Consider the following 8,569-nt stretch of genomic DNA (forward strand, 5'->3'; position numbering starts at 1 on the left):
GCGAAGCGATGCGCATGCGCGCATCTTGCGGCGCCCTCCCCTCGGGGTCAAACATCCATCGCGCGGGCCGAGCACTGTCGGACCGCGGAATCCACCTTCGGCGGGACGTGAGCCTCGTGCGCGCTCCATGCCCCGGCCGCGGGGCCCAAGTCACGTCCGCCTTCGACTGGGCGATCATGCGGATGTGCGAATACTGCCGCGCCGTGGTAGCCCGCGGGAAGCTCGTGTCATCAGATCCGGCAAGGTGGCGATGCTGGTGGACACAGGCTCGCTGCTCTCGGGGGTGGCCGAGCGGCGCCGGTTCCGCCTGTTGGAGGGTCTGCGTGGGCGGTGAGCTGGCAGTTTTACTCCATCGCCAGGGACGCTATGGCCTTGTATAAGCCTTGGACCACCTCGGCCATGGCCGCGTAGTCGACTTTCTCGGGGGTGTCCTGGGCGGTGTGGTAATAGGCATAGCGGTAAAAGGCCGTGTCGGTCACCATGAGGGCCGGATAGCCCTGGCGCCAGAACGACTGATGGTCGCTCCATGAGACGCCCGGAACGAAAGAGAACGTGGCCACATGCTCGACGGGAAAATCCGAGCCCGCCTGAAACGCGGCCACCGCTTGCTTGAGCATCTCCCGCGAGCTGAAGTTCGAGACGAAAGCGATGAAGTTGCCGCGGTCCGGATAGAAATACCGGAACAGCGGCGGATAGCGTTGGCTTCCGGGCCGATCGCTATACGAGCCGAGCATCTCCAGCGACATCATCAGCCGGATGTCGTCGCCCCGTTCACGGGCCGCTTCGGCGTAGACCATGCTGCCCATCTGCCGCCGATAAAAGAAGGGCGGCTCCTCATTGACGAACGCCACGAAGCGCACGGTGCGGTCGGGCTTCTGCCCCGTAAACAGGCGGCTCAGCTCCAGCAACGCCGCGACCCCGCTGGCGTTGTCGTTGGCGCCGGGGCTTCCTCTAACCGAGTCGTAGTGGGCACCGATGAGAATGATCCCACGGGCTCTGCCGTTTCCCACGCGGCTGACTTCGAGGTTCTCGCAGGACAGTCCCTCGACCTCGTAGGGCTGCGAGCTCACCGGGTAACCCTGGGCGCTCCACTCCCCCCTGATGTAGGCCGCGGCGGCGTCCAGCGCTTGGGGGTGATAGACGTTGCGCTCGCCGATCTCGCCCGCGAGCCTATGGACATGGGTGCGAAGCCGCTCGGGCGCGCTAGGCAGCATGTCCACTCGGCGCGGATGGCCGACGGTTACGCGGGGATCCTGTCCTGGCATGGCGAGCTGGAGAGGCCAGAAGAGCAGTAAGGGTAATCCCAATCGAACGACAATAGACCGGGTGCCACCACAGACAATGCCACGAATGGTCCGAACACGAGGGTGGCGTTGCAGAGTGGGATGTTCACACATTCAGCGCAGCAGGAACGCCGATCCCGTCCCCCTATTGCGCGTGCAGCTCGACGATGTCCCGATCGGCCACGGGATGATCGGGGCCTACCTGTTGGCTGTCGAACTGAGCGCTTCCCCAGATCCGGGCGAATTTTAGCGTTTGAGCGAGGTCTTTGTGCACTAGCCGGGCGATGTCCAGGACCGTCGCCCCGAGGCGCACCGCAAAAGGACGACCCCGATCGGCGGGCCTTCCCGGCGCCTTGGTGTAGACGCGAACGATCCCAAGCCCTCGAAACAGGGTCGCCCCAAGCGCGTCCAGTCCCTGTCCCGTCTTGGTGGAGGTCCCCAGGGCTGGGAAGCGTAGGCCGAGCAACTCTTCCAACGCCTTCACGTCATCGGGATCGGGGTCGAGGTCGCTCTTGTTGGCGATGAGCAAGGTGGGCAGGTGGATCCGGAACGGATCGGAGAAGCCATCGTCGCGTACTTCGTGGTCGTGTTGGCCGGTGCCCAGGAGTGTCGTGGATCCGCGCCGTAAATCCAGATCGGGCCAATGCCCTGTCAATATGATCTTCTTTTCACTCAGCCTTGCGCAAACGGCAATGATCTGCTCCAAGCACTCGGGGTCGCTCAAGTCTACGACCAGGCAAGCAGCATCGGCGTGCTCCAGCGCGCTACTCATCCACGGTTCCATGTAGGCTGCCGCGACTGGCGGCAAGTCAATGAGTTGAAAGTGCACATCCTCGAACGCCAGCATGCCGGGAAGCGGCAGCTTGGTGGTATAAGGATAGGGTCCAACCTCCGCGTGGGACCCGGTTAAGCGCACATGGAGACTCGATTTCCCGGCATTCGGTGGGCCGATCAGGGCTATCTGCGCTGCCCCCTCCGGCCGAATGGCATACAGCGGCCCGGCGCGGTTCCCGCCCCGCTTAGGCCCTTCGATCTCTTCGCTCAGCCCTTTGATACGGGATCTGATATCGGCCTGGAGGTGCTCCGTCCCCTTGTGCTTGGGAAGGGTGCGCAACATCTCCTTCAGGCACACCAGCCGCTCGTGGGGATCACGGACCTGCCTGAACGCTTGTTCGGCCTTTTTGTACTCGGCGGTAACGTTGGTAGGCATCGTTCCCACCCGAACCGAGACTAGGGTTTATCCTTCGTCGCCCCGTTCACGATGACGCTTCAGGTCTTGGCTATCAGGCGTGCGGCGAAACGCGGCGCCAGTCGCATCAATAACGGCAGCCACCGAACCTGTCCGACGAAGCACTCGTCGCGTCCCCGTGCGATGCACGCCAAGGTTTCGTCCACCACCGCTCTGGGTGCCATCTTCCGCCTGTCGATCCCAGCGGTGCTTGGGGTATCGACGAGAGGGGGCAGCGTCTCGATGACGCGAATACCACTGTCCTGTAGCTGGTAACGCAGCGCCCGGGTAAAGGCGCGCAGTCCGGCCTTGGTCGCCGAGTAGGTCGGGGCACGCCGCGCGGGGAGCAAGGCGTAGCCCGAGGTCACCATGACGATGAGCGGGCGGCGGCCCTGCCGGAGTAAGGGTAAGCATCGCCGGACGAGTAGGATAGGGGCGGTGAGGTTGATCGCGATCTCCCGGGTGATGGCTGCCGCGTCCACGTCTCCCGCGAGCATATTCACTTGCTCCATGACGCCCGCATTGTTCACCAGCACGTCCAATCGACCGTATCGCCCGATCACGAATTCCGCGAGTGCATCCACCTCGGAGATCGAGGCGACATCGCAACGTCTCGTCTCCACGCTCGGATGGGCCGCCTTGAGCGCTTGGAGAGTGGTCTCGTTACGACCGCAGGCAATGACGCTCGCGCCCTCGGCCACGAACCGCTCCACAAAGGCCCTGCCGATCCCGGAGTTGCCGCCGGTGACCAGCACGAGCCGGTCGCGGTAGCCGATGCTTGCCGAGGTCGACAGGACCTCCTCGGACGGTCCCCGGCGCGCCCGCGCCCGCTCGCTTTGGTTCCATTCAGCGGCCATCAGGAGATACTACACTTTCGGTATGAGCTTGACAGCGAGGGGACCCTTGCCATGCGCTAGCCCGGGAGCGGCACTTGACGACCGGCTTGCCTTCCTCCATGAGGGACTGCGCAACCCAAAGCCCTGCGCGACAGAACCGGTCACTTCGAACTTCATGTGGGACAACAGAGACAACTCAGCCACGACCGGCCCCACGGATGCCCGAATGGAGAGGCGCATCGCCCATCTCGATATGGACGCTTTCTACGCCTCGGTGGAGCTCTTGCGCTATCCCCGGCTCAGGGGGTCGCCGGTCGTGATCGGAGGTAAGCTTGCGCACGATGCAGGCGGCGATAGACAAGACTTCCCTCGCCTGCGCCAGTACACCGGGCGGGGTGTCGCGACCACGGCCACCTATGAAGCGCGTGCGTTCGGCATTCGGTCCGGCATGGCGCTCATGAAGGCCGCGGCACTGGCCCCTGAGGCCGTCTTGCTGCCGGCAGATTTCGATGAGTACCGGCGTTATTCGCGGCTCTTCAAGGCCGCCGTCGCCGACATTGCACCGCAGATCGAAGACCGTGGGATCGACGAGATCTACATCGATCTGACCCATGTGCCGGGTGAGACCGTTGCGCTGGCCGAGCGGATCAAGGACAACGTTCGGCGTGCCACCGGCTTGTCCTGCTCGATCGGCATCACCCCGAATAAGCTCTTGTCCAAGATCGCCTCGGAGTTCCAGAAGCCCGACGGCCTGACGGTGCTCTCGCAGGCAGACCTGCCCACACGCATCTGGCCGCTACCGGCGCGGGTTATCAACGGGATCGGTCCGAGAGCCAGCGCGAAGCTTGAAGCCCTCGGGATCCACACGGTGGGCGAGCTCGCCGCCGCCAACCCGGTGACGCTGGTCGAGACATTCGGCAGCCGCTATGGGCGCTGGCTAGTGGATGCCGCGAACGGCCGCGACGAGCGCCCGGTCGTCACGGAGCGGGTACCCAAGTCGATGAGTCGCGAGACGACCTTCGAGCGCGACCTGCATCCGCGACACGACCGGGAAACCCTCTCCCGGGTCCTGCTGGAGCTCTGTCAGCGGCTGAGCGGAGATCTCGTACGCTGGCGCTACCTCGGCAAGACGGTCGGCATCAAGCTCAGGTACGCCGACTTTCACACCCTGACCCGTGACATCACGCTCGAGGCGCCAACAGCCGATGTGGCAACGATCCGCGCCGCGGCGCGCGCGTGCCTCAAACGTGCCCCGCTCGATCGCCGCCTGCGCTTGCTGGGGGTACGAGTTGCCTCGCTCGTGGGCCCAAGAGGCGATAAGGACACGATGGACCCCGTTTCCCTCCCTGACGACCACTTCCCGAGATCGGCAGTGCGGTAGAGGCGGCCTTTGATTACTCGGCCGTATGGGTGGACCTTCCGTAGCGATGCGCATCGGCGTTGATCTGGGCGGCACCAAGATCGAGGCCGTCGTCATGGACGAGCGCTCGCGTCTCGTCGTGCGTGAGCGCGTGGTGACGCCACAGGACGATTACCGGGCGACGCTGGAGACGATCGCGGTACTGGTGCGGCGCCTGGAGGCGGCCATTGGGCGTCAGGACTTGCCGGTCGGTGTCGGCCATCCGGGCGCGATCTCGCCGTCCACCGGCCTCCTCAAGAACTCCAATTCCACCTGTCTCAACGGCCGGCCCTTCCAGCAGGACCTCGAGGCGGTGCTGGGGCACGAGGTCTACCTCGCCAACGATGCCGACTGCCTCGCCGTGTCGGAGGCACGCGACGGCGCGGCGACGGGTGCGGCGAACGTCTTCGCCGTGATCCTCGGCACGGGTGTCGGCGGCGGCATCGCCATCGGCGGGCGGCTGCTGCGCGGACCCAATGCCATCGCCGGCGAGTGGGGTCACAACCCGCTGCCCTGGATCCGGCCCGAGTGGAATGAGCTTCCAGGCGCCGAGTGCTGGTGCGGACGCCATGGCTGCATCGAGATCTGGCTGTCTGGCGTCGGCCTCGCGCGCGATCACGAGCGTGTGACTGCCGAGCGTCTTTCCGGCGAAGGCGTCGTGCAGCGCGCCGAGGCCGGTGAGGAGCGCGCCGCTGCGACGCTGTCTCGCTACGCGGACCGCCTCGCGCGTGCGCTGGCGCACGTGATCAACCTGCTCGATCCGGACGTGATTGTGCTGGGCGGCGGCGTGTCTAGAGTGGAGCGCCTGTACCGCACGGTGCCGGCGCTGTGGAATCGATGGGTGTTCTCGGATCGCGTTGACACCAAGCTCCTGCCGGCATTACACGGGGACTCCAGCGGCGTGCGGGGCGCCGCGTTCCTGTGTTCCGAGAGCCAGCCGCGGTGCTAACGGTCAAGGCACTGACGGGGCTGCCGCGAGGTGGCTGGTCCCTCGGGCGCAGGAAATGGCGCCGGGACCCCGCTGGCTCATGCCGTCCTCCGAATCGGCGGCAGCGGCAGATCCTCACGCTTTTGCCCTGGGCGCATCCGATTGCCCTTGAAGTCAAGCGCTTGCGGGCAGAATGAGCTGCCGACGCCGGTCGACAACTTGCTGGCCTCGATGATCTGCTCGGCCCGTTCGAGCTTTATGACGCGCGCTCCAAGGCCTGGACCCGGCGCGGCGAGATCCGGCTTGGGTCAGCGCCGCGTAAGGGCGAGCGCGGCCTGTTCGCTGGCCTCGACCTCCTTGCACCAGTGCGTGAGGTGGGAGCTGTACAACCCTTCCCGGCTCAATGGCGTACCCACCTCGCCACTTGGCAGGCGTTGGCCTCGCGCACGATGCGGCGCTTGTACCCCGCCGAGAACTGCCGCCGCTTGGGCAGCGCGGCCACTTCGGGCGTACTGCCTACCGCGACCTTCATTGCATCGACTTCGAACAACGGTTATATCTCCTGGTTCATCCTTTCTACAGGAAACTCATAAAGAAAGGTGTCTCACGTAATGTTGACACAGGGGGCTGCAGCGCATGGTTGGGCGTGGGCCTTTCCGATGGCACCGAGGCTTGGCCAGCCACGGGCCCGACCGGCCAAGGAGAAACCAACGGCGCAGGAGACCGAAGCCCAGGTACTGAACGATAGCCGATGGCGCTCGAGCTCGCGACTCGGCGAGCGAGGAGGGCGAGGAAGCCACGGTGCTTATCGAAGAGTACGAAGGTCGGGAGGGCTTTGTGGTCATCGGCTCGATGGGAAACGGTTGCGATGCTTTGCCCGCACCCCAACGAAGCAAGCTCACCGGCGCGGCGCTGTTTGCCGCGTCCCTGTGGAGCGCCTTGTTGGGCTAACGGTGCTTGAGTAAGTCATCGACGGTGAGCCCGATGTCCTTGGCGATTTGCCTGAGCAAGATAGGCGACACATCTCTGCCCTGATGAAACGGTACGGTGGTGCATCGTCCAGTACTGTCACGAAACTGCTTGTGCGAACCACGCTGCCTGACCTCCGTGAAACCGAGCTTGAGAAGAGTGGCGACGAGCTCTGCTGGCTTCACAACTGGGATGTTGCCCATGCCTATGCAACGGCAACATTCTGAATCCCCACAAACTCAGACTCAAGTTGAGGCTCTCCATCTTCGAGAAGCATGGCTATGACCTCTTGAAGATTGCGATTGAGTTCATCGAGTGTCTCCCCTTGGGAGTGTGCGCCCGAAAAACCAGGAACAAAACCAACAAACAGTCCTGTTTGGGGACAACGCTCGATCACTGCAGAATAAACCCTCATAACCAGCCTCCAAGTTGCAGATGAGTAAAAGATTTTCAGGCTACATTGGGCACGAGACAATTCTGAAGCCCAACGACGAGCCCGACCGGGGGAGCCGAGGCGCGGCGTGTGGTCACGCAGCCAGCCTTGCACGATGACCTGATGGAGCGGATTGTGGACCCCGCGAATATGCGTCGGGCATGGAAGCGCGTGAAAGCCAACAAAGGGGCGCCCGGCAGTGATGGGATGACCCTGGAAGACTTTCCCACCTTCGCTCGTTCGCACTGGTCCGCTATCCGCCAAGACTTGCTTGATGGGACCTATCAACCTCAGCCGGTGCGTCGGGTGAGTATCCCGAAGCCCAGTGGGGGTGAGCGGTGGCTGGGCATCCCGAGTGTTGTGGACCGGGTGATACAGCAAGCCATCGGGCAAGTCCTCACGCCGATATTCGACCCAGGATTCTCGGAGTCGAGCTTCGGCTTCCGACCGGGACGTTGCGTCCTCGGCGCGCCTAGCAGGGCCACTCCCTGGCCCTGGCTTTCCGCCCATGGAGCAGTCCGGCAGGTACAGCGGTCTATCGGCGAGGGCTATCGGTTCGCCGTGGACTTGGATTTGGAGAAATTCTTCGACCGAGTCAACCACGATGTGCTGATGGCCCGCGTAGCCAGGAAGGTGAGGGATAAATGCCTTCTTGGCTTGATAGGTCGCTACCTGCGGGCGGGTGTGCTGGTGGGGGACATCATCCAGGCAACGGAGCTTGGGACACAAGGTGGTCCAGTTACTCCCCGAACGCAAAAGGTAACTTTGGCCACCTGGCATGCCCTAGGATTTACCGGGAGTTGGTGGGCCGCTGTCCGGCGGAGGCGCCAGACCAACGGGGATACAATGCCGGATGACGATACTGTCGTCACCAATGAGGATGTCCTTGACGACGAGACGCACAATTCGCTGGCGCTCGATGATGTCAAGCGTGTCGGCGGCGCTGCGCAGCCGGGTGAGGAACGTCGTGAGAGTTTCTGCAAGGCGCAGGAACGTCGCGCGATCGGTGGCTTGGTCAGCGATCGCCTGCAACTCGGCGCGCAGCGTCTGTTCACGTTGCCGCAGCACAGGCATGCGCTCCCGCAGCTGCTCGAGCGACAAGAGTTCCTCTTGATAGGCGGTGATAAGTCGTTCGATGCCTTTACCGACACGGATGAGTTCTCTTTGCAAGCTTTGCTCGCGTTTTCTGGTGGGATCGGACGAGCGCGCTGCGATGAGGCGCCGGTGAAGTTCCTGCTGGATCAGCGTCGGGTCCTCGAGCAATCGGATCACCTCGGTCCAGACAATCTGGTCGAGCAGATCCTGCCGCACCATGCGATTATCGCACACGGGTCCTCCCAGCTTTCGCCAGCTGTCCGAGCCGATGCATTTGTAGTAGTGGAGCTTGCGCGCTGTGGTGTATGTCGAGGTGCGGGAAAACGCGTAACCGCACTTCTGGCAGCTGACCAATCCCTGCACGACGCTCGGGGTGATCGTGCGGCGCCGCGACCGGA

At 63.8% G+C, this 8,569-nt stretch carries 9 protein-coding genes and 2 pseudogenes; 4 read left to right on the top strand and 7 right to left on the bottom strand.

Annotated elements, in window-relative coordinates:
* Window positions 1-344: 344 nt before the first annotated feature.
* The 3 genes from M3461_07115 to M3461_07125 all read right to left on the bottom strand — a co-directional run bounded on the left by M3461_07115 (window position 345) and on the right by M3461_07125 (window position 3,368).
* A complete protein-coding gene (locus tag M3461_07115) occupies window positions 345-1,214 on the bottom strand; it encodes a M20/M25/M40 family metallo-hydrolase (GenBank protein ID MDQ3774137.1) in 870 nt (289 codons plus the stop codon).
* 214 nt (window positions 1,215-1,428) lie between these two features.
* The gene (locus tag M3461_07120) at window positions 1,429-2,493 is read right to left on the bottom strand and encodes a 50S ribosome-binding GTPase (GenBank protein MDQ3774138.1); all 1,065 of its coding nucleotides are present in this window, start codon (window positions 2,491-2,493) and stop codon (window positions 1,429-1,431) included.
* 59 nt (window positions 2,494-2,552) lie between these two features.
* Window positions 2,553-3,368, bottom strand: coding sequence for an SDR family NAD(P)-dependent oxidoreductase (locus tag M3461_07125; GenBank protein MDQ3774139.1), 816 nt, complete (start codon window positions 3,366-3,368; stop codon window positions 2,553-2,555).
* A 205-nt stretch (window positions 3,369-3,573) separates the two neighbouring features.
* Between M3461_07125 and dinB the strand changes: the two genes are divergently transcribed.
* Window positions 3,574-4,728, top strand: a complete 1,155-nt coding sequence (gene dinB, locus M3461_07130; GenBank protein ID MDQ3774140.1) for a DNA polymerase IV — start codon at window positions 3,574-3,576, stop codon at window positions 4,726-4,728.
* A gap of 25 nt (window positions 4,729-4,753) precedes the next feature.
* Window positions 4,754-5,695 (top strand): ROK family protein, encoded by a 942-nt coding sequence (locus M3461_07135; protein ID MDQ3774141.1) that lies wholly within the window; start codon window positions 4,754-4,756, stop codon window positions 5,693-5,695.
* Window positions 5,696-6,045: 350 nt separating this feature from the next.
* On the opposite strand, the pseudogene M3461_07140 reads toward M3461_07135, so the two are convergent.
* A pseudogene (locus M3461_07140) lies at window positions 6,046-6,206 on the bottom strand (IS3 family transposase).
* Between the two features lie 269 nt (window positions 6,207-6,475).
* Here M3461_07140 and M3461_07145 point away from each other — a divergent pair.
* The gene (locus tag M3461_07145) at window positions 6,476-6,625 is read left to right on the top strand and encodes a hypothetical protein (protein ID MDQ3774142.1); all 150 of its coding nucleotides are present in this window, start codon (window positions 6,476-6,478) and stop codon (window positions 6,623-6,625) included.
* On the opposite strand, the gene M3461_07150 is transcribed toward M3461_07145, so the two are convergent.
* Both M3461_07150 and M3461_07155 read right to left on the bottom strand, forming a co-directional pair.
* Window positions 6,622-6,846, bottom strand: a complete 225-nt coding sequence (locus tag M3461_07150) for a type II toxin-antitoxin system HicA family toxin (protein ID MDQ3774143.1) — start codon at window positions 6,844-6,846, stop codon at window positions 6,622-6,624. The two genes, M3461_07145 and M3461_07150, sit on opposite strands and share 4 nt — an antisense overlap.
* 2 nt (window positions 6,847-6,848) lie before the next feature.
* Window positions 6,849-7,058 carry a type II toxin-antitoxin system HicB family antitoxin gene (locus M3461_07155; GenBank protein MDQ3774144.1) on the bottom strand — a complete coding sequence of 70 codons (210 nt, stop codon included), beginning with the start codon at window positions 7,056-7,058 and terminating at the stop codon, window positions 6,849-6,851.
* 108 nt (window positions 7,059-7,166) lie between these two features.
* On the opposite strand from M3461_07155, the pseudogene M3461_07160 reads away from it, so the two are divergent.
* Window positions 7,167-7,823, top strand: a pseudogene (locus tag M3461_07160) (reverse transcriptase domain-containing protein).
* Window positions 7,824-7,859: 36 nt separating this feature from the next.
* On the opposite strand, the gene M3461_07165 reads toward M3461_07160, so the two are convergent.
* A partial coding sequence (locus tag M3461_07165) for a zinc ribbon domain-containing protein (GenBank protein MDQ3774145.1) occupies window positions 7,860-8,569 on the bottom strand: 710 nt, incomplete at its 5' end.

This window comes from Pseudomonadota bacterium (assembly GCA_030860485.1).
GTDB lineage: Bacteria > Pseudomonadota > Gammaproteobacteria > JACCXJ01 > JACCXJ01 > JACCXJ01.